Annotated in this window: 25 protein-coding genes; 8 read left to right on the forward strand and 17 right to left on the reverse strand. The window is 63.5% G+C overall.

Translation table 11 applies throughout. The features are described 5' to 3' along the window. Positions 1-30 precede the first annotated feature (30 nt). The 5 genes from AB7008_RS46245 to AB7008_RS46265 form a co-directional block, all read right to left on the reverse strand. A complete protein-coding gene (locus AB7008_RS46245; protein ID WP_441261003.1) occupies positions 31-1,263 on the reverse strand; it encodes a rhodanese-like domain-containing protein in 1,233 nt (410 codons plus the stop codon). Positions 1,264-1,336: 73 nt separating this feature from the next. Then, positions 1,337-2,530: a PepSY-associated TM helix domain-containing protein gene (locus AB7008_RS46250; protein WP_441261004.1), complete on the reverse strand. Its 1,194-nt coding sequence runs from the start codon at positions 2,528-2,530 to the stop codon at positions 1,337-1,339. Continuing rightward, entirely contained in the window at positions 2,523-3,551 is a 1,029-nt protein-coding gene (locus AB7008_RS46255; RefSeq protein WP_441261005.1) for an extracellular solute-binding protein, read from the reverse strand. The genes AB7008_RS46250 and AB7008_RS46255 overlap by 8 nt, the downstream gene beginning before the upstream one ends. Positions 3,552-3,553: 2 nt before the next feature. Beyond that, positions 3,554-5,887 (reverse strand): TonB-dependent siderophore receptor, encoded by a 2,334-nt coding sequence (locus AB7008_RS46260; RefSeq protein WP_441261006.1) that lies wholly within the window; start codon positions 5,885-5,887, stop codon positions 3,554-3,556. Positions 5,888-6,089: 202 nt separating this feature from the next. Then, on the reverse strand, positions 6,090-6,974 hold the full coding sequence (locus AB7008_RS46265) for a dihydrodipicolinate synthase family protein (protein WP_304491820.1): 885 nt from the start codon (positions 6,972-6,974) through the stop codon (positions 6,090-6,092). Between the two features lie 178 nt (positions 6,975-7,152). Between AB7008_RS46265 and AB7008_RS46270 the strand changes: the two genes are divergently transcribed. Next, complete coding sequence (locus AB7008_RS46270) at positions 7,153-8,565, forward strand: FAD-binding oxidoreductase (RefSeq protein ID WP_441261007.1); 1,413 nt, start codon at positions 7,153-7,155, stop codon at positions 8,563-8,565. A gap of 8 nt (positions 8,566-8,573) precedes the next feature. Beyond that, positions 8,574-9,269, forward strand: a complete 696-nt coding sequence (locus tag AB7008_RS46275) for a GntR family transcriptional regulator (RefSeq protein ID WP_441261008.1) — start codon at positions 8,574-8,576, stop codon at positions 9,267-9,269. Between the two features lie 6 nt (positions 9,270-9,275). On the opposite strand, the gene AB7008_RS46280 is transcribed toward AB7008_RS46275, so the two are convergent. The 3 genes from AB7008_RS46280 to AB7008_RS46290 all read right to left on the reverse strand — a co-directional run bounded on the left by AB7008_RS46280 (position 9,276) and on the right by AB7008_RS46290 (position 10,702). Further along, positions 9,276-9,416, reverse strand: coding sequence for a hypothetical protein (locus AB7008_RS46280; RefSeq protein ID WP_162131457.1), 141 nt, complete (start codon positions 9,414-9,416; stop codon positions 9,276-9,278). A 190-nt stretch (positions 9,417-9,606) separates the two neighbouring features. Continuing rightward, on the reverse strand, positions 9,607-10,545 hold the full coding sequence (locus tag AB7008_RS46285) for a DMT family transporter (protein WP_041956829.1): 939 nt from the start codon (positions 10,543-10,545) through the stop codon (positions 9,607-9,609). After that, the gene (locus AB7008_RS46290) at positions 10,526-10,702 is read right to left on the reverse strand and encodes a hypothetical protein (RefSeq protein WP_441261009.1); all 177 of its coding nucleotides are present in this window, start codon (positions 10,700-10,702) and stop codon (positions 10,526-10,528) included. The genes AB7008_RS46285 and AB7008_RS46290 overlap by 20 nt, the downstream gene beginning before the upstream one ends. A gap of 173 nt (positions 10,703-10,875) precedes the next feature. On the opposite strand from AB7008_RS46290, the gene AB7008_RS46295 reads away from it, so the two are divergent. Next, a complete protein-coding gene (locus tag AB7008_RS46295) occupies positions 10,876-12,897 on the forward strand; it encodes a YgiQ family radical SAM protein (protein WP_441261010.1) in 2,022 nt (673 codons plus the stop codon). Positions 12,898-12,915: 18 nt separating this feature from the next. Here the strand turns inward: AB7008_RS46295 and AB7008_RS46300 are convergent, their stop codons facing one another. After that, entirely contained in the window at positions 12,916-13,209 is a 294-nt protein-coding gene (locus AB7008_RS46300; RefSeq protein WP_441261011.1) for a DUF718 domain-containing protein, read from the reverse strand. A gap of 452 nt (positions 13,210-13,661) precedes the next feature. Next, complete coding sequence (locus tag AB7008_RS46305) at positions 13,662-14,561, reverse strand: alpha/beta fold hydrolase (protein ID WP_160300656.1); 900 nt, start codon at positions 14,559-14,561, stop codon at positions 13,662-13,664. A 287-nt stretch (positions 14,562-14,848) separates the two neighbouring features. Here AB7008_RS46305 and AB7008_RS46310 point away from each other — a divergent pair, with 287 nt between their 5' ends. Together AB7008_RS46310 and AB7008_RS46315 are read left to right on the forward strand one after the other, a co-directional pair. Then, positions 14,849-16,162: a serine hydrolase domain-containing protein gene (locus tag AB7008_RS46310; protein WP_441261012.1), complete on the forward strand. Its 1,314-nt coding sequence runs from the start codon at positions 14,849-14,851 to the stop codon at positions 16,160-16,162. Between the two features lie 158 nt (positions 16,163-16,320). Next, positions 16,321-16,662 (forward strand): cupin domain-containing protein, encoded by a 342-nt coding sequence (locus AB7008_RS46315; protein ID WP_248883509.1) that lies wholly within the window; start codon positions 16,321-16,323, stop codon positions 16,660-16,662. A 493-nt stretch (positions 16,663-17,155) separates the two neighbouring features. On the opposite strand, the gene AB7008_RS46320 is transcribed toward AB7008_RS46315, so the two are convergent. Beyond that, positions 17,156-17,902 carry a hypothetical protein gene (locus AB7008_RS46320; protein WP_441261013.1) on the reverse strand — a complete coding sequence of 249 codons (747 nt, stop codon included), beginning with the start codon at positions 17,900-17,902 and terminating at the stop codon, positions 17,156-17,158. Positions 17,903-18,653: 751 nt separating this feature from the next. Next, positions 18,654-18,992, reverse strand: coding sequence for a hypothetical protein (locus AB7008_RS46325; RefSeq protein ID WP_441261014.1), 339 nt, complete (start codon positions 18,990-18,992; stop codon positions 18,654-18,656). Between the two features lie 228 nt (positions 18,993-19,220). On the opposite strand from AB7008_RS46325, the gene AB7008_RS46330 reads away from it, so the two are divergent. After that, positions 19,221-20,291, forward strand: a complete 1,071-nt coding sequence (locus AB7008_RS46330) for an AraC family transcriptional regulator ligand-binding domain-containing protein (protein ID WP_441261015.1) — start codon at positions 19,221-19,223, stop codon at positions 20,289-20,291. 38 nt (positions 20,292-20,329) lie between these two features. Here AB7008_RS46330 and styB read toward each other — a convergent pair whose 3' ends face one another. After that, positions 20,330-20,815, reverse strand: coding sequence for a styrene monooxygenase NADH-dependent flavin reductase subunit StyB (gene styB, locus AB7008_RS46335; RefSeq protein WP_039154610.1), 486 nt, complete (start codon positions 20,813-20,815; stop codon positions 20,330-20,332). 24 nt (positions 20,816-20,839) lie between these two features. Further along, a complete protein-coding gene (styA, locus tag AB7008_RS46340; protein ID WP_441261016.1) occupies positions 20,840-22,090 on the reverse strand; it encodes a styrene monooxygenase subunit StyA in 1,251 nt (416 codons plus the stop codon). Positions 22,091-22,209: 119 nt separating this feature from the next. On the opposite strand from styA, the gene AB7008_RS46345 reads away from it, so the two are divergent. Both AB7008_RS46345 and AB7008_RS46350 read left to right on the forward strand, forming a co-directional pair. Then, on the forward strand, positions 22,210-23,139 hold the full coding sequence (locus AB7008_RS46345; protein WP_441261017.1) for a LysR substrate-binding domain-containing protein: 930 nt from the start codon (positions 22,210-22,212) through the stop codon (positions 23,137-23,139). Between the two features lie 30 nt (positions 23,140-23,169). Beyond that, positions 23,170-24,192 (forward strand): LLM class flavin-dependent oxidoreductase, encoded by a 1,023-nt coding sequence (locus AB7008_RS46350; RefSeq protein ID WP_441261018.1) that lies wholly within the window; start codon positions 23,170-23,172, stop codon positions 24,190-24,192. Positions 24,193-24,232: 40 nt separating this feature from the next. Here the strand turns inward: AB7008_RS46350 and AB7008_RS46355 are convergent, their stop codons facing one another. The 3 genes from AB7008_RS46355 to AB7008_RS46365 form a co-directional block, all read right to left on the reverse strand. Further along, positions 24,233-24,622 carry a hypothetical protein gene (locus tag AB7008_RS46355; RefSeq protein WP_441261019.1) on the reverse strand — a complete coding sequence of 130 codons (390 nt, stop codon included), beginning with the start codon at positions 24,620-24,622 and terminating at the stop codon, positions 24,233-24,235. 216 nt (positions 24,623-24,838) lie between these two features. After that, a complete protein-coding gene (locus tag AB7008_RS46360; protein WP_441261020.1) occupies positions 24,839-26,158 on the reverse strand; it encodes an aminotransferase class V-fold PLP-dependent enzyme in 1,320 nt (439 codons plus the stop codon). A gap of 284 nt (positions 26,159-26,442) precedes the next feature. Continuing rightward, on the reverse strand, positions 26,443-26,601 hold the full coding sequence (locus tag AB7008_RS46365; RefSeq protein ID WP_166104648.1) for a hypothetical protein: 159 nt from the start codon (positions 26,599-26,601) through the stop codon (positions 26,443-26,445). Positions 26,602-26,700 lie beyond the last annotated feature (99 nt).

The raw sequence follows: 26,700 nt of genomic DNA on the forward strand, positions 1-26,700 counted from the left end.
GGGCGGTAAGTGTTTACGGTGGCCGCCCGGTCAAATCACATAAAATCCATGCGTGCCGTCGAGCCGGAGTTGCTCGACGAGACCGTATTCCCAGTCGAGATAGGCCTGCATCGCGCGCTCGGCGACGTCCGTGCCCTCGTAGGGCCGGCGGTAACGATGTGCCGGGTCGGGCTTGGGCAGCACGCGCGGCGGGCCGACCTCGAGCTCACCCTCGTAGCCGCCTTCGAGCACATAGACCTCCCAGCCCATCTGCGCGAGCCACGATGCCGTCATGTCTGCACGCACGCCCTGGTCGTCGGTCAGGAGGATGCGCGCGCCGCGCACGGGTGCGGCCATGTCGGTTTCCTGGACGAGCTGGCCACCGGGATAGTGGCAGAAGCCGGGGAGATGGCCAGCCGCAAACTCCTCGGCGTCGCGTACGTCGAAGCGATAGAGCGTGCGATCGGTCTGCGCTGGGAGCGCCTTCGCCTCGTTCGCGCCGATATGGCGAACACCGGCGCGATAGGCGACATCGCGCGCATTGGCCGGGCCGCTCTCGAACGGCCCGATCGCACCGCGCCGCTCAGCACCGTGATCGAGCGTGTGCCGCGCCAGGGTCCAGCCGATGGTGCCGTTGCGCAGCGCCCGCACCTTGTTGGGCACGCCGGCATTGATCAGCGACTGGGTGCCGATGATCGAGCGCGTGCGGCCGGCGCAATTGACGATGATGGTGGTGTCGGGATCGGGCGCGGCCTGCCCTGCCCGCAGCACCAGCTCAGCGCCGGGCACGCTGACCGAGCCCGGAATGTTCATGGTCGCATATTCGTCGAAGCGACGAACATCGAGGATCGCGATGTTGGCCTTGTCCGCAATCAGCTTTGCCACTTCGTCGGCGCTGAACGACGGCGTGTGCCGCCGCGCTTCGACCAGCTCGCCGAATGCCTTGGAATAGGAATTGACGTCCTCGAACACCTGATAGCCCGCATCGCGCCAGGCCTTCAGCCCGCCTTCGAGCGCACTGACATTGGTGTAGCCGAGGGCGGCAAGCCGTTCGGCGCCGGTCGCGACAAGTCCCTCTCCATCATCATAGAGCACGATCGCGACGTGCTTGCGCGGCAGCCTCACCTCGGCCTCGATCGCGATCCGGTCCGCGGCCATGTTGGCGGCAAAAAGCGGATGCCCGGTGGCGAAGCCGGCCTCGTACCTGAGATCGAGCAGCGCGATCTCCTCGCGCAGCAGCAGCGCGCGGCGAATATCGGCGGGGGTGACGGTGGGGTGCTTCATGGCGTGAACCCTGGCAAGTACGGCCATGGGCTTTTGAACGATTGTGGCGCGCTTGGCTAGCCTTCGCGGCCGTTCACTCGCCCGGAACCAGCCGCCCGAGCGGCGACTGCGCGGGGCGCCGCAGCCTGCGGCGCGACAGATACAGCAAAATGCCAGTCACCGAGAACAGCGGCATCAACGCTGCTGCAATCATGAAGGCGAGCTTGCCGGGCCAACCCAGGAACGCGCCGCGATGGATGTCGAGCACGTTCGCGATGATCTTTTCGCCGAGCGTCTTGTCGGCATAGCGCTCCGCCGAGACGATCTCACCGGTGACGGCATCCACGCGGAATTCGTCACGTGTGGTATCGAGCGTCGAATGCTTCGGCCAAGACCGGATCCGGATGACCGTGCCGGATCCGGCGGGCAACGTCAGCAGCGCTTTGGAGAAACGATCGCCTGCCTCGCGCTGGAGCGTCGACCACGCAAGATCAAATCCCACCGGCTGAACCGGCTCGGGACGCGCTGCCGCGCGCGGCTGCTTTGCGGATATCTTGGGCTGCATCTTCGCAGCAGTGACCTCTGGACGCGACAGCAGCCAGACGACGCCGTCCTTATACCAGTCAAACGAATACCACAGCCCGGTCAGCGTCATCACCAGATAGACCGGCAGCACCCAGGTGCCGATGACGGCATGCAGCGAGCGGTGCAGGCCACGGCCACTGAGACCGAGATTGGGCTTCAGCCACATCTTCACGCTGCCGGCACGGCGCGGCCAGCGCAGCACGAGGCCCGAGATGAGCATGACGATCAGGCCGAGCGCGGCGACGCCGGTGATCTGGCGTCCCCACCCCTTGGCATCGCCGGGAATCAAAAGCCATCGATGCAGCCTGCGCACGGTCGCGAAGAACTCCTCGCCACGCGGCGCACCCAGCACGCGCGCGTCGTAGGGATCGACATAGAGCGATGTCGGCCGCGCGCCCTGCTCGTCGCGCGCGAAGCGGACACGCACCGCCGCGGCCGGATCGCTCGACAGCGTGACGGCCGAGACCTTGCCGAGGTCCTGCCCCGCCTTCAGCCGGGCCACCAATTCGTCCGGCATCAGCGCCGGCGCCTGGCGCGGCGCCACCTGCATGATACCGCTATTCAGATAGTCGCCGATCTCGTCCTCAAAGCTCATGATCGCGCCGGTCAGCGCGATCAAGGCCAGCAGCAGCGCAAGCACGAGGCCCGCGATCGAGTGAATCTGGTGCAGAGCGGCCTTGACGTGATGCCCCACCCTACTCATCGAAGCCAACCTTCTTGATAAGCGAGATCGCGGCCTGCTGATGTGCGGCGATCTGGTCGATCGACGTCGCATCGGCGATGAACGTGCCCATTTCGGCAACGATGGATGCACGCTCCGCTGCTGCAAGCACGGGGTATTCCAACTCGGCAGCGGCAAAGATCCGCTGCGCTGCCGGCGTGACAAGGAATTCGAGGAATTGTCGCGCCAACGCCGGATGCGGCGCCTGTTTCGCCATCGCCGCGCCGGTGAGGTTCACATGCGTGCCGCCGCCCCTGAATGTCGATGGCACCGCCTTGACCTCCATCGCCCAGGCTCGCCAGTCGGCCCCTTCCCGTCCGTCGCGCAATTGCGCCAATGCCACGGTATTGCCGATGCCGATCTTGCACGTGCCTTGCGCGACCTCGCGGATCACGTCGTTGTCCTTGCCATCAGGCTTGTGCGCGAGATTGGCCTTCAGGCCGGCGAGCCAGGTCTCCGTCGCGGCCTCACCGTGATGGACGAGATAGGCCGCGACCAGCGCGACATTGTTCTGATGAAGCGGCGAGCGCATGCAGAGCTTGCCGCGCCAATTGGGAGCGGCGAGATCTTCATAGTCGATCGAAGCAAGCGTGCTGTCCTTGCGCACAAATGCGACACGCGGTCGGACGGAAAGCGCAAGCCATTGCGCGCCGCTACCACGGAGATTTGGAGGGACGACCTGATCGAGACGCGACGACGTGAAGGCTTGCGTCAGACCGCGGGTAGAGAGCTGGGTCGTCTTGTCCAGCCCGATCGTCATCAATACGTCGGCAGGCGACGCGGCACCTTCCGACGCAAGTCGCTTGACGAGGCTATCCTCGACGAAGACGATTTTCACCTTGACGCCGCTGGCCTCCGTGAAGGCCGCAACGACCGGCTCGACCAGGGCAGCCTCCCTGGTCGAATAGAGCGTGATCTCCTCGGCGCGGCTCGTACCTGTGGCGGCAAGGCAGGCGGACGCCGCCGCGATCAGGACCGCGATGGCTTTGTGCCGCGCCGCCATCGCTAGAACTTCACCGTTGCCGACAGCGACACGCGGCGCGCATCGCCGATCGCGACGTTCAGATTGTTGACGGCTGAAGGATAATAGACGGTGTCGAACAGGTTCTTGACGTTGAGCTGATAGATCACCGGCGTGGTCTGGTATTTCGTCTCATAGGTCGCGAAAATATCGGCGACCACATAGGACGGCAAGAAGAAGCTGTTGATCGCATCACCGGGACGATCGCCGACATAGCGCGCGCCGCCGCCGAGGCGGAGCTGTCCCGGCAGAGCCGTGCCGAAGTCATAGACCAGATAGAGTGAGGCCGTGTTCAGCGCGACGTTCTGCAGCTTCATGCCGTAGAGCGACTTATCTTCGGATGCCGTCACCCGCGCGTCGGTGTAGCCATAGCTGCCGATCAGGGCCCAACTGTCGGAGAGCCTGCCGGTCACGTCCAGCTCGACGCCGCGCGAATGGGCACGGCCGACAGTGTGGACTTCCACCACATTCGCGCTGACCGTCTTGAACGTTTGAACGTTCTTCTTGTCGAGATCGTAGACCGCCAGCGTACCGGAGATGCGCTTGTTCAGATCGAACTTGACGCCCGTCTCGTACGACACGCCTTCTTCCGGCGCGACATTGGAGCCGATCACGGTGCCGACCGGCGCAATGGTCGAGTTCGGCTTCAGCGACTCGGTGTAGCTCGCATACAGCGAGACCTCCTCGGTCAGCTTGAGAATGGCCCCGCCGAGGGGAAGCACCTTGTCTTGCGACACGTTGGTGTTGGTGACGAACGGTTTCCCGCGCCCGGCGATCTGGTCGTAGTCCATGTAACGGACGCCGCCAACCAGGGCGAACCGTTCGGTGAGATGCAGGGTGTCCTGGAGGAACAGCGACCATTGGCCGAGCTTGTCGGTCTGTGCACTATCGCTGTTCGACACCGTCGTGCCCGGTCCGACCAGCCCGTAGACGGGATTGTAGACGTTGATGGCGGGAGTCGCCTGCCGGATCAGATTGTCGCGATAGATGGTGCGATACTGGCCGTCGCCGCCGAATACCACCTCATTGCGTATATTGCCGAGCCAGAAGCCGCCGGAAATGTACGACGTTCCATAGCTGGCATTGCTGAGCGAGCCCTGTGTGCCGTCGTTGCTGCGCGTCTCGACGCCCGTCGTGAAGTTGAGGGTGGAGATGCGGAGCTGGTTGGCGCTGAAGGTTTCGGTGTTGTAGCTGTAGCCGGCGTAGAGCTTCCAATCCTGGTTGAAGCGGTGCTCGATCGAGGCTTGCATCAAATCCGAGGTGCCCCAGGTGTTGTTGAAGGGCTCATCGAGCCGGCGCGTGGGCGGCACCACGAGCGGGGCCTTGGTCACCGGATTGAACGCCGTGCCGCGATCGAACGGATAGATGAACTCGCGATGCTCGTAATTGAGCTGGACCGTCGTGTCCTGGCCGTACCAGGCCAGCGACGGTGCGACCAGCATCTCGCGGTGGCGGCCGAAATTGCGCCAGTAATCTTCGCTGACGCCGTAGCCGATGAAGCGATAGGCAAGGCCCTGATCCCCGATCGGCCCGGTGACGTCGAGCAGACCGTCGGCGCCGGTTTTCGAGGCACTGAAGGCCGAGCCGAGCAGCGTGACCGAACCGTGCTGATAGAGCTCCGGGCGCTTGCTGATGGTGTTGACGATCCCGCCGGGATCCATGATGCCGTAGAGCAGCGAGGCCGGCCCCTTGAGCACCTCGACGCTTTCGACCGCGGGATTGAAGCTGCGGCCCTGCACCAGCGGCATGCCGTTGCGCATGATCGAACCGTCACGATTATCGCCGAAGCCGCGGCGGATCACCGCGTCCTGGCTGCCGGCGAGCGTGTTGGTCTGAGTGATGCCGGAGACATTGATGAGCGCATCGTCGATGTTCCGTGGGAGCTGGTCCTTCAACACCTGCTCAGGCACGATGTTGACGGCTTGCGAGGTATCGAGGGGCGAGGCGCCGCTGCGGAGCGTGGTCGAACTCGGCATCGCGCGGTAACCGAGCTTGGCGGCCTGCTGCGCGGCGGCCGCGGCGGCTGCACGTTCCGACATTGTCGGCGCTGCTGGTGTGGCGGCATTCCGGCTGCGCTGGCGCGCGGCGGCTTGCGTCCGGCGCTGGGGCGATTCAGATGCGCGCGCCGGTTTCGGTCGCTGCACCGGCGCCTCCACTGTCACCGGCGGCAGCGCCGATTGCGCCTGCGCGGTCGTCGTGTTCGAGGGGGATTCGACGAGCAGCACCGCTGCGCCGAGGAGAAGACCTGCACGGCTCTTGCCGGCACGAAGACGATGGCCGCTGACGCGCTGGCCATCCACGGGGGCACGCACTTTCATTCCACTTCAAGTCAAGAACATTGAAGTGTGCGCCTGTAACAGTCGGCGGGATCGAAGAGAACCGTAGGCGAGCTTGAATCGCTCTAGTGTTGAATCGTTCTAAGCGTATCAGCGCGCCGAACGGCAATCACCGATTGACGTCGCTGTGATCGCGACACGCTGCGCGCGAATTTGCGGCAACGTGTCACGAAGGTTTTACATTTCACGCGATGGCAGGAGCAATCAGCTCGTCAATCTTTCGCTTGAGCGCCGCGCCATCGGACGAAGCACGGAACGGCGGACGCACGCGCAGCCAGCCCGCGTCGCCCGTCTGTGCGGCGAGGATTGCCTTCAGCGTCGCGAGGAACGACGGCGTGTTCAGCACGACATCGGTCGCGGCTTGCATGCGCGCCTCGACGTCCTTGCCGTCAACCATGCCCTTGACCAGCTCGGGCACGACGTTGGCCATGCCGCAGATGGTGCCGGCGCCGCCGGCGGCGATCGCGCGGGTGATGTCGGCTTCGTTGCCGACAGTGATGGCGAGCTCCGGCGCGGCAGCACGGAACGCCTGGAACTGCTTGAAGTCGCCGCTGGAGTCCTTCAGGCCCGCAACCACCTTGCCGTAACGCTTGCGCAGGTTCGCAGCGACACTGGTCGGGATCGCAACGCCGGAGACCTGCGGGATGTGATAGAGCGAGGCGCGCAGGCGATCGTCGGCGACGCCGTCGATGATCGCGGCAAACGCGTCCTCGATGCCTTCGGGCGTGACACCACGGTCGAAATAGGGTGGCAGATACAGCACGTGACGCAGGCCGAGGCCGAGCATGGCGCGTGTCAGCGCGATGCTGTCGGTGATGGCGGGAAAGCCGCCGCCGATGCCGACCCGCTCGGGCGCGACGCCGGCCTTGAGCACGGCCTCGATGGTCGCGACACGCTCAGTGACATTGAAGGAGGTGCCCTCGCCGGTGGTGCCGAACAGCACGACGCCGTCGACGCCCTTGCCGAAGAGCTGCCTGGCGTGAGCGGCGAGCTTGGCGGAGTCCACGCTGCCATCCGTCGCCAGCGGCGTCGCCGACGCCACCCAGAACCCGCGAATTGCCTCCGTCATCTCACCACCCATTGCTGCGGTCCCGGACTAAGCCCCTGATCTCGAACGATCTTAGGAGGCCTTCCGGGCTTTGTTTTTGCTTTACTTTTTATGTTGTACCTTACATACAAGACAGACGCAAATCCTTTCCACCATCACGGCGCGCATGAGGCGTAGCCAGATTCCGAGGAGGCCTCGCATGAACATGGTTAGCCCCATTGAGCGGCCCGATCGGTTGCTCGGCGCCTTGCGCGACAAGCTCGGCGCGGCCGCGGTGCTTGTTGGCACCGACGTGCCCGCGCGCAATTGCAACGACTGGAGCGCGAGCCTGCCGCAAACGCCGCTTGCGGTGATCCGACCGGTCGATGCGCAAGGCGTTGCCGATGCGATAGCGACCTGCCGGCAGGCGCGGCTGCCCTTCGTGCCGCAGGGCGGATTGACCGGGCTGTGCCGCGGCGCATCGCCCGAAGCAGGCTGGGTCGCGATCTCGCTCGAGCGCATGACCGGCATCGAGGAGATCGATCGGGCGTCAATGACGATGACGGTGAAATCGGGCACGCCGCTGGAGACGATCCAGAAGGCCGCGGACGAAGCCGGCTTCTTCTTTCCGCTCGATCTCGGCTCGCGCGGCTCCTGCGCGATCGGCGGCAATCTCTCCACCAATGCCGGCGGCAACCGCGTGATCCGCTACGGCATGACGCGCGAACTGGTGCTCGGCCTGGAGGTAGTGCTGCCCGACGGGACCATCATCACCAGCCTCAACAAGCTGATGAAGAACAACGCGGGCTATGACCTCAAGCATCTCTTCATCGGCTCCGAAGGCACGCTCGGCATCATCACCCGCGTGGTGTTGCGGCTGTTCCCGAAACCGCGCTCGACCATGGCGGCGCTGTGCGCGCTGAAGGACTATGCCGCGGTGATCGCCCTGCTCGATGCCGCGCGAAGCGGGCTCGGGCCGCTGCTGTCGGCATTCGAGGTGATGTGGCCGGACTATTGGGACGTGATCACGACGCGCGCCGGGGTCAAGCCGCCAGTCGCCGCAGGCCAAGGTCTCTACGTGCTCGTCGAGGCCCAAGGCACCGACGAGAGCCTGGATGCACCGCGCTTCCAGGCCTGGCTCGAAGAGCTGATGGAGCGCGGGCTGCTCGCGGATGCCGCCGTGGCGCAATCGCTGGCGCAGACGCAGGCGTTCTGGCGCGTGCGCGACATCTGCGCCGAGTTCGGCCAGGTGCTGGGGCCGCACATCTCCTACGACATCGGGCTGGCGGTGGCGCGGATGGACGAGTTCGCGACGCGCTGCAAGGCCGCGTTGGCCTCCGGCATCAAGGGGTGCGAGAGCGTCTATTACGGCCATATCGGCGACGGCAATCTGCATCTCGTGTCCTGGGTTACCGGCCTTTCCGTCGAGCAGCAGCCGAAGGAAGAGATGGATGCGATCATCTACGGTCTGGTGCGCGAGCTGGGCGGCAGCGTCTCCGCCGAGCACGGCATCGGCACGCTCAAGAAGAAGTGGCTGGGCCATGCGAGGAGCGAAGCCGAGATCGCGTTGATGCGGACGCTGAAGGCCGCGCTCGATCCCGATCACCTGCTCAATCCCGGCAAGGTGATCTGAGACAGCAGATGCGATCGCTCAAGCTCGATACGCCGAAATCGCTGTCGCAGCGGGTGGTGCTGCGGCTGCGCCAGGCCATCATCGACGGCGAGTTCGCGCTTGGCGCCGCCATCTCCGAGGAGATGGTGGCGAATTCCTTCGGCGTCAGCCGCACGCCGGTGCGCGAGGCGATGGGCCAGTTGCAGGCGCAGGGCCTGGTCGTGATCCGGCCGCAGGTCGGCAGCTTCGTGTTCACGCCGAGCGCGGAGGACATCACCGCACTCTGCACCTTCCGGATCGCGCTCGAGCCCAAGGCCGCCGAGCTCGCGTTCCGTCACGATCGCGACGGCGCGATTGCGACGATGAGCGGGGCAATCGCGGCGATGGAGCCTGCGATCGCGGCGAAGGACAACATCGCCTATGGCCGCGCCGATGCGAGCTTTCACGAAGGGTTGTTCGCGCATTGCGGCAACCGCTATCTCATCGAATCCTACCAGCTCGTTTCGGGCCGCGTCGCCGCGCTGCGCACCAATCTGACGTCGCCGATCGACGTGCGCACCCGCTCGTCCTTCGACGAGCATCGCAAGCTGCTGGATTTGTTCGCGCGCGGCGAGTTCGCCTCCTTCGAAGCGCTGATGACGACGCACATCACCAATTCCGGCCTGGTCTACGCCAAGGCCTTGAAAGTGGAGACCTTGAAAGTGGAGGCGCTGAAGGTGGACTGAGCGCTTCTACCCCGCGTCCTTCGATCCCGGCCTGTCCAGGAAATCCAGCGCGGTGTTGATCTGTTCGAGCTGGTGCTCGATCTTGTCGCGGTCGTCGACCGACTGCGCCTTCTCGAGCTGTTCCACAAGCTTCTGCTTCCGCGACAACAAGTTCTCTATGACCGTACTCACAAGTCCCCCATCGCCCCGAAACGAAGCGTCGAGGCAAAATCCGGTTACGGCACTGGCGCCGGGATGGTCGGGGCGCGCGCGAGCATGGCTCGCACCGGTCCCTTGATCAGAATGTTCGCGGAGGCGGTTGGTTCCTGCGAATGAACCACAACTCCGATCGATGGAACTATTTGCGCAGGCTCGCCCAGACCCCGCCGAGGATCAGCACACCGCCGAGCAGATGGATCAGTTTTGGCGGCTCACCGAGAATTGCGAACGACAGCAGGGCGCTCGCGATCGGTCCGAGATAAAGCACGAGCGAGGTTCGGACCGAACCGAATTTGCCGCCGAGCCAGGCAAAGCCGGCATAGGCGAGCAGCCCGGGAACGATCCCGGCGAAGACGTAAGCCGACAGCGCTTTCGTGCTGAAGACCTGCGCCGGCGCGGTCCACATCTCGATCAGCGCCTGCGGCAGCGAGAACAGCGCGCCGGCGCCTGCGAACAGGCTCATGCGCGCCAGCAGCGACGCCTTGGGCGCTGCGCGCGATTGCAGCAGCGTGTAGCCGGACCAGCCGAGCATCGCGATCACGACCAGGCCGTCGCCCGCCGCCGTCTCCAGTGCGAACAAGGTCTCCGGATGACCGCCGGAGATGATGAGCAAGGCGCCGGCGAGCGCAAGCGCTGTGCCGAGCCATTGCAGCGGGCCGACATGCTCGATGCCGAGCACCGCAGAGATCATCAGCACCGTGATCGGCGACAGCGCCATGATCAACGCGATGTGGATCGCCGTCGTCGAGATGCCCGCGGCATAGACCGGGCCGCCGCAAAGGAACATGCCCATGAAGCCGGCGGCGAGGATCGGCCAGATGTTCTTGCCGAGTGGCACGCGGCCGGCGCGGATTTCGGCGAACGCGATCGGCGCGAGCCCGATGGCAACGATGCTCCAGCGGAAGAAGGCGAGCGCGAAGGGCGGGACCGAGCCCGCAAGCCCGCGCGCCAGAATCTGATTTGAGGCCTGCGCGGTCGCCACCAGGATGAAGCCGATCAGCGCAACCGCACCGAGCCAGGCCTCGGTGGACGGCGCCGCACCGGCGTCATCACCGCCGTCAGAAGTTTCCTTGCCCATGGCGCAATCGGATATCCGATGTCGGCCGCGGTGAGAACCCGGAAGAGGGATCGCTCATATGCATATGCGGCACGCGCACCGTTCCGGGCGGCGAGGCGATGCTCGCCATGCGCAAGGCCTGGATCGAGGCGGCGCTGCCGGGCTCGACGGTGACCAATCTCCGCCTCGTCGAGAACGCCGGGCGGATGGTCCGCCAGCATGGCGGCGAGCCGGCAGGGGTTCGCGAACGGTTAACGCGCTCCCGCAAGCCGGTTTACCCCTGGCGGAACCGCAAATCTTCACGCGTCCGTCGGTTGTATTCGTGCGCCCGGAGTCCTATGCGTAGGCGCCATGGACACCCAGATCATCACCGCCGAAAAGCCCCTGATGGCGCAGGCGCGCCCGCGCAAGCCGGCGCCGTTCCTCCCAATGAGCCGCGCCGAGATGGATGCGCTCGGCTGGGACGCCTGCGACATCGTGCTGGTGACGGGCGATGCCTATGTCGACCATCCGAGCTTTGGCATGGCCATCATCGGCCGGCTGCTGGAGGCGCAAGGCTTTCGGGTCGGCATCATCTCGCAGCCCGACTGGCATTCGGCCGAGCCGTTCAAGGTGCTGGGCAAGCCAAAGGTGTTCTTCGGCGTCACCGGCGGCAACATGGATTCGATGGTGAACCGCTACACCGCGGACCGCCGCCTGCGCCATGACGATGCCTATACGGCGGGCGGCGAAGGCGGCAAGCGGCCGGACCGCTGCACCGTCGTCTACGCGCAGCGCTGCCGCGAGGCATTCAAGGACGTACCGATCGTGCTCGGCGGCATCGAGGCATCGCTGCGCCGGATCGCGCATTACGATTACTGGTCCGACAAGGTGCGCCGCTCGGTGCTGGCCGACGCCAAGGCCGACCTGCTGCTCTATGGCAATGCCGAGCGTGCCGTCGTCGAGGTGGCCAACCGGCTTGCCGCCGGCGAAGCGCCGCGCGAGCTCAGCGACATCAGGGGTGTCGCGCTGTTCCGCCGCGTGCCCGAAGGCTATTCCGAGTTGCACGCCGACGATCTCGACTCCGCGGATGAGGGCGCAACCCGCCAGAAGGGCTTAACCGTGATCCGGCTGCCGGCGCTGGAGCAGGTCGAGCAGGACAAGGACGCCTATGCCCGCGCGTCACGCGTGCTGCATCGGGAGAGCAATCCCGGCAATGCACGGCCGCTGGTGCAACGCCACGGCGACCGCGATCTCTGGCTCAACCCGCCGCCGATCCCGCTGACCAGCGACGAGATGGACGCGGTCTACGACCTGCCCTACGCGCGCGCGCCGCATCCGTCCTACGGCGAGGCCAAAATCCCCGCCTGGGACATGATCAAGTTCTCGGTGACGATCATGCGCGGCTGCTTCGGCGGCTGCACCTTCTGCTCGATCACCGAGCATGAAGGCCGCATCATCCAGAACCGTTCGGAGGGCTCGATTCTGCGGGAGATCGAGAAGATCCGCGACAAGACGCCGGGCTTCACCGGCGTGATCTCCGACATCGGCGGCCCCACCGCCAACATGTACCGGATGGCGTGCAAGGATCCGAAGGTCGAGGCCGCGTGCCGGCGGCCGTCCTGCGTCTTCCCGGAGATCTGCCCGAACCTCAACACCTCGCATGACGATCTGATCCGGCTCTACCGCAAGGTGCGGGAGACCAAGGGCATCAAGAAGGTGATGGTCGCCTCCGGCGTGCGCTACGATCTCGCGGTCGAGAGCCCCGAATACATCAAGGAGCTCGTCACCCATCACGTCGGCGGTTACCTGAAGATCGCCCCTGAACATACCGAGCGCGGCCCGCTCGACAAGATGATGAAACCGGGCATCGGCGCCTACAACCAGTTCAAGCGGATGTTCGATGCCGCAGCCGAGCAGGCTGGCAAAAAGTACTATCTGATCCCCTATTTCATCGCGGCGCATCCCGGCACGACCGACGAGGACATGATGAACCTCGCGCTCTGGCTCAAGAAGAACCGATATCGCGCCGACCAGGTGCAGACCTTCCTGCCCTCGCCGATGGCGACCGCGACCGCGATGTACCACACCGGCGTCAACCCGCTGCGCGGCGTGCGCCGCGGCGGCAGCGACAAGGTCGAGGCGATCAAGGGCCTGCGCCAGCGCCGCCTGCACAAGGCGTTCCTGCGCTATCACGACCCCGACAATTGGCCGGTGCTGCGCGAAGCGCTGAAGGAGATGGGCCGCGCCGATCTGATCGGCTCCCGCCCCGACCAGCTCGTCCCCGCGCATCAGCCTCCCGGTACCGGCAAGGCCGCCGGCACGCGGCGACCGGTGCGCCCCGGCGGCAAGATGCAGAAGTTCACGACCAAGGGCCTGCGGGTGATGAAGTAGCGGGCGGCTAGCCGCCTGCTACAACGCGAGCACGACCGCGCCCGACGCGGCATCCGTCACGCCGCGTCCGTTGCCCTGGTCCTCGAGCACCGACCTGAAGCTGTCAAGCGTCTTGATCATCGCCGATCGCGCCGCGACCATCGCATCCTGACTGGCCCATGTGCCGATGAGGCAGAAGGTCTGCTCGCCGGTCCTGATGATGACGCCATGTTCGAGGCCCGGCCATTTGGCCTTGCCGCCCCGATGCGCGTCGAGGAAGGCAGCTTCTTCACCCGGCTTCACCCTGAACTTCACCACGTTATAGACTTGCATGATGCGCCTCCCGAAAATGGATTGATGAAAAGGCGAGCGTCGGACCAGGTCGGGTTCGGACGGATATTTTTGCACCCCCGCGATAAAAAGTCGAAAACAACCCCATACACAGTAGCCGGCGATAGCGAAATCAAGGGCTTAAAGCGCAACGAGGTTGGGCTGGATCCTCATCGCGCCTGAGCCGGTTGATTTCACACGACATTTCCGAAAAACGGAAATTCATTTGACCCGTCGGGCAAAACAGGCGCATGATGGCGTCGTGGGGGCTTTGCGCAGATCGCCGTTTGCGAGCGCCGCGATCTCTCAGGCGACTTCCACGTCGTGCGCATGCGCTGCTTTATTCAATGACTTCATCAGCAGCCGATACCGCCGAAGGCGAAAGGGAGAAGCAGAGCGCCCCGGCGGTTACTAGACTAAGACTCCTCGGTGGGCACACGGGCATCCGCACGTCGCTAGTGGCTCGCGATAAAGGCAAGCACGGCCTCGTCATAGGCGTGAGGCGCCTCTCCTGGAACGGTGTGAGATGAGCCGGCAATTTTGACCCGAGTGCGTTGAGGCAGGCATCGTTCCAGTTCGTCCACGATGCGTTGGAAGAACTCGGGGCTGCGTTCACCATTCGTCACAAGCGTCGGTACCGAAATGCGCTTTGCCATGTCACAGGTGAACACCGGACGCGGGCGGGTGGCTATCACGTCCGCGACAGAAGACAGCGCATTGTCCGACATCATCTTGCGATCACTCTCGGGCCGTCGGTCGTAGGTGCCGGGCCCGCCGACAGCTTCGGCGAAGAGCCGCAGCCCGGCATCGATCTCGCCTTTTCGGAACGCCTCCCGTGTGGACGCAAATCGAACGTTCCATTCCTTCAAGACCTCCGCGCCTCCGGGTGTTCCGGCGAGCAAGCCTGTAGCCGGGGGTTCATTGATGATCAGCGTTTGCACCATCTCAGGATGATTGAACGCAAAGAACAGCGCGGCATGTGCGCCGGCCGAGTGAGCAACTATGTGAGCTCGTTTCACGCCGAGCCCTGCCAGGATGCCGGCCAAATCCTCACCGTGAACGTCTGCCGCCGCATCAGGCAGACCGTCCCCACTCGTTGCGTTCGGAAAATGGTTCTGCCGGCTATAGGCGATGACACGGTAGGATTTCGCGAGTACCGGAAGATGCGCATTCCAAAAACGATAATCCTGAAGTCCGCCGTGGACCAAAACAACGGGATCGCCTTGCCCAGCCTCGATATAGGCGAATTGCGTGCCGTTGACGTTCACCTGTTTGACGTCAGCTCCGATAGCTGGTGCCAAATGCCAAGGACAGAGAATGAGTCCGGCTATCAGGGCTTTGAGACCGAAGTGCATGGTGACCCCCTGCATCTCAAGTCAGACCAGAATATCCCGGTGACGTAAGCTCCGCCATGCGACGTTGCGTTGCACCTCTCAATAAACCGCAGGTTGGACTGCCAGAGCGAGCAGGACCTCGATGAAACCCGCTACGACGGTAGGATATGTCTGCAACGTCCGATTTGGCTCAAAGCTGACATTGCCCCAACGATCCTCAATCGGTCCGCTAAGGGCCAATAGGAGACATACTCCTTGAAGTTTCCACCCAATTTGATCTCTACTTGCGAGAATCTTTGGGGGACGTCATGTCGGCGGCGCAATATTCCCGTCGCGAGGCTGTGTCATCACTGGCTGCTACGGTCGCCTGTGCGTTTGCCGGTCCCATTCCCGCAACCGCAGAACCAGTTTCACCCGGCGAGACGCAAGACTGCGCCGGTCCGATTTTCTCCACAACAGGTCCAAACGCCGAGCTTTACGGCGCCAAAGATGGTTATCCTCTTCCCGACATTACGGAGGCGCGGAGGCAAGGCGACCCTTGGGAACCAAAATACCGTGTCGGCGCATTCACCCATATCGATCACATCTATCCAACGCGGCTCATCAGGCGAGCTGTGACGCCTTGGAAGTTCAAGTGCTCGAGGGCAGACGTTTACTACCATTTTCAGGGAAGCAAGTTTTCGCCCCTCGACTACATGTCGCGCAATCCGGCCACTGGCCTGCTGATCGCCAAGGACGACCAGATTATCTTCGAGGGCTATCAGTACGCGCGAACTGATCAAGATCGGTTCGTATCCCAGTCGATGGTCAAGACGATAACCGGACTGTTGATCGGGATCGCCATCTCGGAGGGGGCGATTAAGTCGGTCGATGATATCCCCGAAAGTTATGTGCCGGGTTTTATGGGTAGCGAGTACGGCAGGACGCCAATTCGCGATCTGCTGCACATGTCCTCAGGCGTCGATTTCGGTGAAACAAGAGACGGAGGACGTGACCTCAATCGCCTGTGGAACGGCATGGGGATCGCGTTCCCGGACTCAAAGTCAGGTACGGTTAAGAGCATCGTGCAATTCAATCAGCGTGTCGCCCCAGCGGGAACGAGATTTTACTACGCGAGCATAGAAGCCGACGTGCTCGGCATGGTGCTTCACGGTGCTGTCAACAAGTCAGCATCTGACTATCTACGCGAGAAAGTATGGGAGCCGATCGGCGCGGAAGCGGATGCCAATTGGCTGGTAGACGCAGAAGGCTTCGAACTGGGGCACTTTGGCTTCAATGCCGTTCTGCGCGATTACGCCCGGCTAGGACGTTTGCTGGCGCATGATGGCGCATGGGATGGCAAGCAGATCGTTCCGACGCAATGGATGATCGATGCAACCACCGTTCGAGATTCGGATGACTATCTGCGACCGGTCGTGGCGACGAAGAAATTGGGCTACGGTTATCTCTTGTGGTTGTTTCCCGGTAAGAGGCGGCAGTTCGCGTTGTTAGGATTCAAGGGCCAGTATATTTGCGTTGATCCGACCTCTAAGGTCGTCATGGTGCACACTGCAATTGAGGACCCGGTACATCGAGGCGAACAATGGGCTCTATGGTCGGCACTGGTCGATCAGCTAGGCTGATAACAGCTCGGGACAAGCTCGGCATCGACCGCTTTGGGTCAAAATGCGAAGAACTCAACGTGAGCAAATCCAGTCCGCCATGCTCAGTTGAACGGACCTGAATGGGGCGCTACGTGGGCTTGTAGGTAATTCTGCTCTGGAAAGGCGTGGGAATATCGATGACAATCCAGCCAGGCAATCTATTCGCGGATGTGGCGGATGTTTCGGCCGCCAACACAGGGGAAGAGACGTTCAGCGAAATCCTCGCGCGGCCTGGCTTGAAGATCGAGCGCATCATATCGCAGGGGCAAACCAGTCCGCCGGGCTTCTGGTATGATCAGGCGTGGAACGAGTGGGTGATCGTGCTGAAAGGGCGCGCCACGTTGCAGTTCGAAGATGAGCTTGCCGCGCGATCGCTGGGCGTGGGGGATTACGTCTTCATCCCTGCAAGGAAACGCCATCGCGTCGAGTGGACGGAGCCGCAACAGCCAACGGTCTGGCTCGCCGTCCATTTCGAGTGAGCGCTTATCGCAATCGGATCAGCCGAGTGCGGAGATCGACCAGTCTATTGGTCCGCATCCGCGCACGGTGATGCACCGCCGTGGATGAGGACCGCTTTGGGTCAAAAGCAGTGGTGGACGCCAAGTTGGATCGGCATCCGGTTTGCCCCTGACAACCGACATGGCACGGCTCAACCGACCTTCGGCCAAGGGCCAATCGCGTCGATTTGGACCGCTCTTAGGCAGGTCCGATCTACCCTTCAAAGGCAACATGAGGCGACAGACGGATTCAATCGCATCCGCAAACGTCGAACTTTTGATCCCGGTGCTCATCACCTTGGGTCAGTTCGGCCGATGCTTCGGGGGCATCGAAACCAAAATGGATGACCAAGTGCCCTTGGCTTGCTTTCGCCGAAGGTGGTGGAGAAGCTGGGGTATGTGATGGGAATCGTGGGGGAGCGAGCGTGACTCGCTCGCATCGCGCCGTGAAGCTTGAACGCTGCTCGCAGCCACTTCAATTCGTGGTGGTCTTGCCGCCGCGCATGGACACGAGCTTTTCCCCACGAAATCCGAGAATGAGCCAAGCGGTCTCATCGAAACCGTCTGCGAGCTTTCCCGCGTGGGAATACACGATCTGAGCAGCTTCCGACTTCGACGGCCGTCCCAACGCCGTGATTACCGCCTGACGCGACATACCTAAATGCAGCTTGCTGTCGAAGACGACGGGCGCGAACTTTTCCGGGATGATGGCGCAATCGGTCGAGGTCTCGGTGTCCTTCTCGGTGAGCTCTTCAACGATCTCTGTGACGAGATGGTCCGGACCGCCCATCTCCCCGCTGGACACGACCCATAGTCGATGCTGTGCGCGCCTATAACACAGCCAATAGATGCTACCTCCAGCGTCGCCCTGGTGTTGGATGGTCCCTTCGCCCACGGCTTCGCGGACCGCGCCGAGCCGCGTCTCCTCGAAGCGGCCGGCGAATGCGCCCAGCGAAAAGCGGGTCGCCAATCTCTTCACGACCGTCGGCGGCACGCGCTCGAACGCATGTTCGTCGACTGGCGGCGGCGGTGTCTGCGCGGCGCAGTCGTTCGTGGGGATCGCGAAAAGGAGAAACAGCAAGAAGAGCGTCTTTCGGCCATCAATTCTGAGGTCTTTGACGCGGCCATCCGCTCTGTCCGCCAGTCCTTTATATATTCTTCGCCTGAGCAGGTCGCGCCCAGGCGTCGAGAGTGCGGGCGTCAGTTTCCGGGTGTCGGACACGTCAGTCTATCTCCTGCGATGAAGAAAGGCACAACATCGTCAAACGTCCGAAATTGGCCAGAAGCGGGCCTTCGCTGCATTGGGCGGCGCCCGTAGACTCGCCGTTCGTCGTCGACGACCCACGATAGGTTCAATCTGCAGTTCAGGACCACACCTGCGAAGAGCTGATCCCAAACGCTATTTCTGGGGAATGAGGGCTGAACCACCAAGCAACTCGGTTCGACACACCATCGTCACCCCGTCTTTGAGATGGACGCATGCGCAAGCAAGAGCGTCGTGCGATTTGAAGGCCTCTGCGGCTACTCGCCTCGGCCTACTCCATTTGGGCGTCGCGCGGCTGCCATAGCGATTTTATTGAAGCTCTGCGGATTGAAGGCGTGATGTCCGCTTCGGGTCAAAAGCGGCAGTCACCGGCCGGGCAAAGAGCTTCCGCTATCCTATCAAAACCTGACAAGCTGGCGAGTTATCGCAGCGATCCCGATCCACCCTATTCGATCACTCCACCGGCCACATCCAGCTCTGTGTTCCACATCCGGAGTCGAACCCGACAGGGCTACCGCCGCGAGAAAGGCCGTCGACGGGCAGTGGAGTATTCTGGCGCCAGAGAAGGACGAGGTGATTTTACGCGATGCCGGCTTCTCCAATTCGACGCTGCTCTACGCCGGTTTCATGGTCCGCGGCTGGGTGGCGTACGCCTGAGGCAAATCAGCTGCACCGCTTAGCCGGGAGCTGGCGGTCTGCGCGGCGATTGTCAGCCCGCCGTTTCACTCTCTGCACAAAGCGGCGCCTCCGCCAAACGGCTCGCCTGCGAAGCAAAGTCCTCGAACGCTGCGACTGCATCACGCATGTTGTGGCAGCCGCGACTGTCGAGCGACGAATGAACGCTGAGGTCGAACAGCTCGATCCAGAAGAGCGGGCTCTCGGACGAGCCGGCCCCAAGCGCTTCGAACATGCTGATCTCGCAATCCCCGACCCGCTCGAGTGCAACCGTCCGGGAGCCATGGGCGATATGAGGTATTCCGAGTAACGTTCCGTAACCTCGTAAAATCTTCACGTTTATGGGCGGCACGACGCCGTCACTGCTGGACATCAAGGCCATCGTAGCTTTCGGGGAAAGGGGCTGCCCCGACAACGCAAGACCAGTTTGAGGGCAGACAAGCGATTTAAGTCACAAGACCCGCGGTTTCTTGTTATCGTGAGCCAATTAGTTGATTTTTCATGCCGTGGTCACGACCGGCTCGCCCAAAGAGCGAAACCCGCAGCGGCAACGACGAAAGGGTTCGGTGTGCCGGCTGCCCATTCGCCCCATCCTGAAACAATGCCCAGTGCGACCGGCGGAATCGCCCGCCTGGTTTGGGCACGCCTGCAGGCCGCCGGCATCGAGGCGGACGATCTGCTATCCAGCGCCGGATTGACTCTCGAGCAGATCAAGGATCGCAAGGCGCGCCTGAGCGCCGAGAGCCAGATCAGGTTTCTGGAACTTGGGGCCGAGGCGTTGCAGGACGACAGCCTCGGCTTCCACCTGGCACGAGACTTCGACCTTCGTGAAATTGGCCTGCTCTATTACGTGGCAGCATCCTCCGGGACGATTGCCGAAGCCTTCGCAAAGGCCGAGCGCTATTGCCGTCTCGCCAACGAGGGGATTTCGCTGCGATTCGCCGCGAAAGAGATGACGATCACGCTGAAATATATCGGCGTGGAACGGCGCTCGGATCGGCACCAGATCGAATTCTGGCTGACCTCAATCATTCGCATGAACCGCGCCCTGACCAACCGCCGCCTGATCCCGAGCCGACTCAAAATGGTACATCGCCGTCGAACGACGCCCACGGAGGTCAGGTCGTTCCTGGGGTGCGAGATCGAGTTCGGGTCCGATGTCGACGAGATCGCTTTCCCGGTATCCGTGGGGCCGATGCCAATCGAAAGCGCTGACCACTATCTGAACGATCTGCTGGTGACGTATTGCGAGCAGGCGCTCGCACACCGGAAATCCGGCGAAGTCTCGCTCAGATCGAGCGTCGAGAATGCAATCGCCCCATTGCTCCCGCATCGTGAGGCACGGGTCGAAGAGATCGCCCGCCGACTGGGGATGAGTCATCGCACGCTGGTGCGACGCCTCGCCTTGGAGGGACTGACCTTCAGTGGCATCCTCGACGAGATGAAGATCGACCTTGCCAAGAGCTATTTGAAGAAAGATGAACTGTCGATTTCACAAACCGCGTGGCTCCTCGGCTACGGGGAAGTGAGCGCATTCACGCACGCTTTCAGGCGGTGGACCGGGGTGACGCCGAGACAATGGCGCGCCGCCGGGGATCCCAAGAACGCCGGTGGCCTCGACGATACGCCGCTTCGTGGAAAGCGCGCACGCGCGAACTCCGCCCGGAGCTGACAGAATACGGAAATGTTCGTCGCTTGCACCCGCACCCCTCACCGATCCACCGGCACACCCGGCCCGAGATGATACCGGCTTGAGAAAAACACCAGCGGCGTGGTGTCGCGATAGTCGCAGTTCGAGACTTCGGCGATGATCAGCGTGTGGTCGCTGACGTCGACGTGGCGTGTGACCTCGCAGGCGAACCAGGCCATGCAGCCGGAGAGACGCGGCAGGCCGTCGACGATGTCGTAATCCGGCGTCGCACCGGTGTTCGGCTGGCTCGCGAAGTGCCGCGACAGGTCCCGGCCGTGCTCGGGCAGGACGTTGACGCAGTAACGTCCGGTCGCCGAGATCGCCCGGTGCATGCGTCCCGGCATGACCGACACCAGCACGGTCGGCGGAGACAGGCTGACGGTGACAAAGCTGTTCGCGGTCATGCCGCAGACGCGGCCGTGCTCGTCCAGCGCGGTCAGCACCGCGACGCCGGTCGTGAAGCGCGATGCGGCCTCGCGGAACGAGGCCGGATTGGCGCGCGGCATGTCAGTCCCCACTCGCATCGGTCCTCACGCAATCGCCCTGACCGGCTCAGGCGGCGCCGACATGCGCTCGATCCAGGCCTGGATGCGCTGCGGTGTGCAGATGCGGTCCCACTGCCGGTCCGGGTAGTTGAAATTCTCGGTGAACTCGTTGGCCAGCGCCGGGTTCTGGCTCATCGCGCCGATCAGCATGCCCAGCGCTTCCGTCGGCGGCTGCAGCATCACATTGGTCCAGCGCGAGGCCGCCAGCACGCGATCCTGTCGTTTCAGTTCGATCTTCTCGCACAGGCGCACGTCGAGCGCGTCCGCGTTGACGATCTCCTCGCCGAGCACGAAGGCCGCATAGGAGGCGACATTGGCGCCCTGGCCCATCATGGGATCGACGATCGCGTGGACGTCGCCAAGCGCGATCGCGCATTTGCCGTCGTCGAACTCGACCACAGTGTTGCGCACCGTCGGGACCACGCCGCCTTGCAGCAGATCCTGCGGCTGCGCGAGATCGAACCGCGCGGTGTCGATGCGGTCGTAGGTCGTCGGGTGATGCTTCTCGAGCTTGCCGAGCAGCACCTTCAAGAAGTGCTTCGGGTTGTCGTCGTAGCTGAGCGTGGCCAGTTCCTCCATGTCGCCGCCCGGCACGTTCTCCATCAGCAGCGCGTTGGCGACACCGCCGAACGTAATGGTCGGGATCACGATCATTTCGCCATGGCCTGGAGACACCGAGAGCGTGACGTTCATGGGATCGGGCTGCCGCACGCCGGTGTAAAGCCCGACGCACAGCCGCCGTTGCGGCTGTGAATAGGGCGTGTGCTCCGGCCGGTAAGTGAAGAGCTGGCCCAGCGGACCCTTGCCGCTCGAGACGACCAGGAGATCGAAACGGGCGACCAGCGGACGGATGTCGCGCTCCTCGATGCGGCGATATTCGATTCTACCGCCTCGCTTCACGAAGTCCTGCATCAGGACAGGAAGATAGATCCGGTAGTCGACGGCGCGGCTCGGCTTCGAGAAATCGCCGCGAAAGCTCAGCGGCTGCGGAAAATTGAAGACGTGATCGTGGTAGTAATAATGGTCCTTCGGATCGCTCCAATGATTGACGCCGAGATAGTCCTCGCGCGCGATCGTCACGTGGTGATGCGCGACTGTGTTGAGCAGGCGGATGTCGCGATAGTCCTCGGGCGGCCGGTCGGTGATAACAGTGGCGTCCACGCCATGTTTCTGCAGGTAGAGCGCGAGATGCAGGCCGGCGATGCCGGCGCCGACGATTCCGATGTTGCGTGCCACGTGGTCTCCTCCCCTGTTTCCTTGCCCTGTGATGGCTTGTTTTGAGGGAGCCTAGCGGCCCCCCGTGTTGCGCACTACGGAATAAATGGGATATAATTTATTCCAGATTGGAATGAATTATGGACCGGATCGATTGCCTGCGCGCTTTCGTTCGCGCCTTGGAGGGCGGCAGCTTCTCGGCCGCGGCCAAGGAGCTCGGGATCGGCCAGCCCGCGATCAGCAAGCGCATTGCGATGCTTGAAAGCGAATTCGGCACGCAGCTGTTTTCGCGCACGACGCGCACGCTGAAGCCGACGGCCGAGGCGCACCGGATCTACGATCTTGCGCGGCAGATCCTCGACAGCTTCGACATGGCGCGGTCGAGTGTCGAACAGGCCGCGCCACGCCCGACCGGCACGCTCCGGATCGGCGTGCCGTCGTCGTTCGGACGGCGCTACATGATGCCCGTCATCGCCGAGTACGTCCGGAATTATCCGGAAGTGCGGGTCGACATCCGCTTCAGCGAGCGGTTCGTCAATCTGGTGGAAGAAGGCATCGAGCTGGCGCTGCGCATTGGAAACCTGGAGGCGAGCACGCTGGTCGCCCGCCGGCTCGGGACCGTGCAGCGCCATCTGGTCGCGACGCCCACCTATCTGCACGGCCGCCCGCTGCCGCGGACACCTGACGATCTCGGCTCGCACCAATGCATCGTCTATTCACGGATGTCGCCGGCGCACCAATGGGCCTTCGAATCCGAGCATGGCCGTCACGTCGCATCGATCAACGGGCCCATTCACGTCGACGACGCCGATGCGATGCAGGAGGCGACGATGCAGCATCTCGGCATCGCGATCCTGCCCGAATGGAATGCCGCGGAGGGGCTTCGCAGCGGCGAGCTCGAACATGTGCTTCCGGACTACACCATCGCCGCGCTGCCCCTGCACGCGGTCTATCCGGAGACGCAGTGGATGTCGCTGCGCGCGCGAAGCTTTCTGGATCTCCTGGTCGACCGCGCCGAGCATTTCGTGCCGGCCCCGTCGCATACCCCCGCCGCCAGAGCAGGCGGTTGACGCCGCCCCCGCCATCATTAAATGACGCCCATGAAAAAGATCGGATTTCTGTCCTTCGGACACTGGACGCCCTCGCCGCAATCGCAGACCCGCTCGGCTGCGGACACGCTGCTGCAATCCATCGAGCTGGCCGTCGCGGCGGAACAGCTCGGTGCGGATGGCGCCTATTTCCGCGTGCATCACTTCGCGCGCCAGCTGGCCTCGCCCTTCCCGCTGCTCGCCGCCGTCGGCGCAAAAACCAGCACGATCGAGATCGGCACGGCCGTAATCGACATGCGCTACGAGAACCCGCTCTACATGATCGAGGATGCGGGCAGCGCCGATCTCATCGCCGGCGGGAGGCTCCAGCTCGGCATCAGCCGCGGCTCGCCGGAGCAGGTGATCGACGGCTGGCGCTACTTTGGTTATCGCCCGGCCGACGGCCAGAGCGATGCCGACATGGGCCGGCGCCACGCGGAGGTCTTTCTGGACCTGTTGCGCGGTGAAGGTTTTGCCGAGCCCAATCCGCAACCGATGTTTCCCAATCCGCCGGGACTGCTGCGGCTCGAACCGCATGCGGCAGGCCTGCGCGAACGGATTTGGTGGGGCGCCGGCTCGAACGCGACCGCGGTGTGGGCGGCGAAGCTCGGCATGAATCTGCAGAGCTCGACGTTGAAGAACGACGAGACCGGCGAAGCTTTTCACGTGCAGCAGGCAGCCCAGATCCGTAGCTATCGCGCCGCATGGACGGAAGCCGGCCACACCCGCGAGCCCCGCGTGTCCGTCAGCCGCAGCATCTTCGCGCTGATGAACGATCGCGACCGCGCCTATTTCGGCGGGGAGCGCGGCGGCGAAGACCAGATCGGCTTCATCGACCCGCAAACGCGCGCGATCTTCGGTCGCTCCTATGCCGCGGAGCCGGAGGCGTTGATCGAGCAGCTCAAGCAGGACGAGGCTATCGCCGAGGCCGACACGCTGCTGCTGACGATCCCGAACCAGCTCGGCGTCGACTATTGTGCCCATGCGATCGAGGCGATCTTGACGCACGTCGCGCCGGCGCTTGGCTGGCGGTGAGACCATCGACCGGTTCACTGCGACCGATTCACTGCGCAAGTCAGGTCGTCGCTTGCTGACCCCTGATCTTCTCAAGCCAGGCTGTCAAACGCGGATGTCGCGTATACCGGCCCTCCAGGCCCGCCAGTTCCTGCTGAAAGACCGGCAGCGAGAGCAGCCGTTCGATATCGGGTTCCCTGATCTTCCAGATCGCCGGCGGAAAGTAGCCATGCACCTTGAGTTCGTAGAGCTCGAAGATCGCGTGAATGATCTCGTGTATCGCGCGGCGCTCTTCCGCTGTGATCTCCATGTCGCCGGCAGCCCCTCGCTCGAGGAATGCCGCGACCGGAAGGCGGCGTCGCAGGTCGGAGACCCGGTCGGAATATCGAAGGAAGATGTCCGCGCCCAGACGCCGATTGTTGGTGTGTAGCGCCGCATAGATCGCGGCCATGCCAACGATGATCGATCCGAGCGTCATGAATCTGAGAATATGCTCGAGCACGCGTCTCCTCCTTGCGCAGGGCACCGGAGTGACAGAGATAAACCAGACCGTGGGCCGATAAAATGGGGCGACCGAGGCTCATGGACGCCCCGCATCCGACATTTGTCAGATGCGCGGGGGATGAAGTCCCGTGAATTCGTGGTGACGTCAGTCCCGCGCCCGGACCTACCCCGTTTTCGTCCCCGTGATGACGGCGAGCGCCTCGACGAAACGATCGAGATCGGCCTCGTCGGTAAAGAGCGCCGGCGTCACACGGATGCATTGGCCCTTGGCGACGCCCGCCCGGCGCACCGTCATGACCTTGTGGCTGTCCCTCAGCTTCACGACGATGGCCTCGTTGTCCGCCTTGCTGGTCTTACCGGCGAGACGGAAGGACGTGATTGCACCATATGAGCCGACCTCATCCGGCGTCAGGATCTCGATGTCCTTGAATCCGCGGGCGCGGCTCACCCAGTAATCACGCAGATATCGCAGCCGGGCTTGCTTTGCCGCCGCGCCGATCTGCTGATGGAGCGCCACGGCCGCGGGCACCGTCAGGACCGTCGCGAAATTGACCGTGCCGGTGTGCACCCGCGAGCGGATATCGGTCTCTGCAAAGTCCTCGTCGCCCATGTCGCGGTCGATGTCGGCGAGACGGTCCTTCCTGATGTAGAGGAAGCCCACGCCGAGCGGCGCGCCGATCCATTTGTGCAGGTTGAAGCCGACGAAATCGACGTCGAGCTCACCCACCCTGAAGTCGATCTGCCCCCAGGAATGGGCGGCGTCGACGATGATGTCGATGCCCCTGGCCCTGGCCATGCGGGCGATCTCGGCGACCGGCATCACGAGGCCGGTGCGATGGCTGACATGGGTGAGCAGGAGGAGCCTGGTCTTGGGATTCGCCTCGAGGGCGCGGGCATAGGCGTCGAGCACGGCCCGGCGGGTGGCCGGCTCCGGCACATCGAACCTGACCACGTCGACGCCGCGGCGCGCCTTCAGCGCGTTCATCGCGTACTGCATCGAATCGTAGTCGAGGTCGGCGTAGAGCACGCTGTCGCCGGGCTTCAGCTTGTTGTAGCCGCCGATCAGGAGCTGCAGCGCTTCGGTCGCACCGCGGGTGAGCGCGATCTCCTCGGGCGCCGCGCCGACGGCCTGCGCCACCTTGATGCGCACGGCCTCGAAATCCGCACCCGCGCGCTGCCGCGCGTAGTAGGTGTTCTGATAGTTGACCATGTCGGTCTGGCGAATGAACTCGCGCCTCACCGGCTCGGCCATGATGCCCCAGAAGCCGTTCTCCAGATTGACGACATCCGGCGTCACGGCATAGAGCCCCCTCACCGCCGCCCAGTAGGCATTGTCGGTGGCGATGGCGGCCGCCGCTCCGGTCGGCTGCGCCGGCAGGCCGTCGGCTGCCATGGCCGGTGCCGCCAGGGATGTGACGGCTGCGGCCGCGAGGCCCTTCAGGATCGACCGGCGGTCGGACGACATTGTCTCAGTCAGATGCATATCAGCCCCCACGATGCGCGGCGAAGGGAGCAGCGATCCATAGAGCGCGCATGACGAAGCGATGACAGTTCGATGATCCCCGGCGCGCCCGGTTACATCTCGGTCATTGCCGCAATCCCGAGCCGAGATGGTCGCGCATTGGTGATGCTGCGTCCTGCGGTCGCCGCCTCGCGGCGTCAATGACGGCTCGAACAGAAGGCGGATACCTTCGAGATGCCCGCTTTGGGCACGCTCCTGGGGCTGAGGACCTGCTTCGGGTCGAAAGGGAGTCGCCTCGCGCGATATCAGAACAAGGCGGCGTTGAGGGCCTGTCCGTAGATCATCGCGGCCACGAGAGAGAGCAGCAAGCCCGCGCCCGAGAAAATCACGAGCACCTTTACGGTTTCGACATCAACGTTGGTTCTCGTCGCGCGGGATATCGCCTTTGCCAGTGCAGCCATCATCGCCAGCTCCGAACCGGGCCGCGCGGTGGCAGGCCCTGATTCATCTAGCGTCATTGGGCGCGTTTGCGTGTGAAGCAGATTACAGGTGCGCTTTCGGGC

The organism is Bradyrhizobium sp. 521_C7_N1_3 (genome assembly GCF_052075975.1).
Lineage (GTDB): Bacteria > Pseudomonadota > Alphaproteobacteria > Rhizobiales > Xanthobacteraceae > Bradyrhizobium > Bradyrhizobium japonicum.